The sequence below is a fragment of the Vibrio sp. 5S239 genome, assembly GCF_041439575.1.
GTDB lineage: Bacteria > Pseudomonadota > Gammaproteobacteria > Enterobacterales > Vibrionaceae > Vibrio > Vibrio kanaloae.
The window spans coordinates 1-1595 of record NZ_JBGOOM010000062.1 but is presented as its reverse complement, the minus strand read 5'-3'; the positions used below and the strand labels follow the sequence as shown (position 1 = coordinate 1595).

Here is a 1595-nt window from a genome sequence, read left to right as displayed (position 1 = left end):
GGCCTGTCACGCCGGGGGTCGCGGGTTCGAGTCCCGTCCACTCCGCCACTTATTAAAAAGCCTCGCTAGAAATAGCGAGGCTTTTTTTATCTAAATAATGGTGTATCGCTTTTTGGTCAAGCGGCTGCCAGAAGGCTATAATAGCAATCTAGGTAATTAACTTGTCAATTCAGCTTCTTGTACACACCTTCGTTACTCTTTGTGTACTACTGATCAAGTTACCCCAACCACTACAAACCTTATCAACAGTTCCATCATAATTTTCAAAGGTTTGATTATCTAAATGATGCCGCCTCCTCTAACTTCAAACTTGCTCTATGGAATTCAGGTCAGGTGAATATGGCAGGAGTTTGGTGATACTAACAACAGAAACTGTATAGCCAATGTCTTAAATCATTCATCCTGAACTATCCATTATCACACCAGCATGCCTTCCTTTTTGTTGCATTTGGTATTTGCTGGAGATATTGCCCCAGGGACAGCGACCACTTCTCCTATTCACGGCTAGGGAACATTGAGTAAGAGATAGGTATATTCGAATTGTTTCTGTTTGATAGCTCGTGTGCACGTTCCTATTTTTGACCACAGTCTATGCTAAAAGCTTACTTTATCTTGAAACCAAACGTTCAACATGAGTGTATAATTGCTTATTAGTTCAAGTTATGGTTTGGTCAATTCGTCTAGTATAAAGCGACACAAAGTTATTTTTTGCTAACTGGTAAACCAGAAACTTCCCACGATCATGAATTTATAGCTTGATGATGATTTTGGTAACTAGGGATATTCTATAGCCTTGAAGGTAGTTCTATGAAATTAAGCTTTAACTTCGAAGATGCGAGCCAAATTTTTGTTGGGTCTTTTGCTTTGGCTGTACCTATTTCTTTTTCTGAAGAGGCGTGGAAGTTAGGGGAGACCTTACCGGCTGCTAATTTATTGTTGTTGTTTCTATTGTCCGCTGTGTTTCTAGGTTTTTATACTTATGAGAGCGTCTTCCAAAAGGATGTTGTCGCTCGCATCCCTGTGTTTGTTTTCAGAATAGTTATTGCTTATGTGATGACAGCATTGGTTGTTGCTTTGGTTCTAACTTGTTTGGATAAGCTGCCTCTATTAAGTGATCCAATAGTATCGATCAAAAGGGTGATCGTTATTTCCATGCCTGCGTCTATGGGAGCGATCGTAGTAGATAGTTTTGATAAAGAGTAAGTTGTATGTCACTTCAATTTAAATAACCGCTAGAGTCTCTCTAGAGCTTATTTGATCACTATTAGGCCTTTTACTTCTATATTTATCATTAGATCTGTTTAATAGAGACATTTATAGATAACACAGGCTGAAAGTCCGTTATGGTTGGCCTTTTGTGTGCATGTGTCGTTACATGATCTTAAAGGAAGTTAAAGAGCGAAACTTGGTTGTTTGAGAAGAGCATTGGAACTGCTGAACTATGAACTGAATTAGGTATAAGAAAGGTAAGGTGTGTCTGTAGCGAAAGTTAGGATTTTCAGATGCAAAAAAGCCGCATCAGTGATGCGGCTTTTTTTAATTGGCTCCCCTTGCAAGACTTGAACTTGCGACATACGGATTAACAGTCCGCCGTT

1 protein-coding gene is annotated in these 1595 nt (G+C 39.4%); it reads left to right on the top strand.

Annotation, left to right across the window (positions count from 1 at the left end; translation table 11 throughout):
• Nucleotides 1-807 precede the first annotated feature (807 nt).
• The gene (locus ACED48_RS20415; RefSeq protein WP_017056509.1) at nt 808-1203 is read left to right on the top strand and encodes a DUF2391 family protein; all 396 of its coding nucleotides are present in this window, start codon (nt 808-810) and stop codon (nt 1201-1203) included.
• Nucleotides 1204-1595: the final 392 nt, after the last annotated feature.

What these genes read in the sequence shown, in the direction of transcription:
- ACED48_RS20415 (WP_017056509.1), top strand. Translation starts at nt 808, where the DNA reads ATGAAATTAAGCTTTAACTTCGAAGATGCGAGCCAAATTTTTGTTGGG.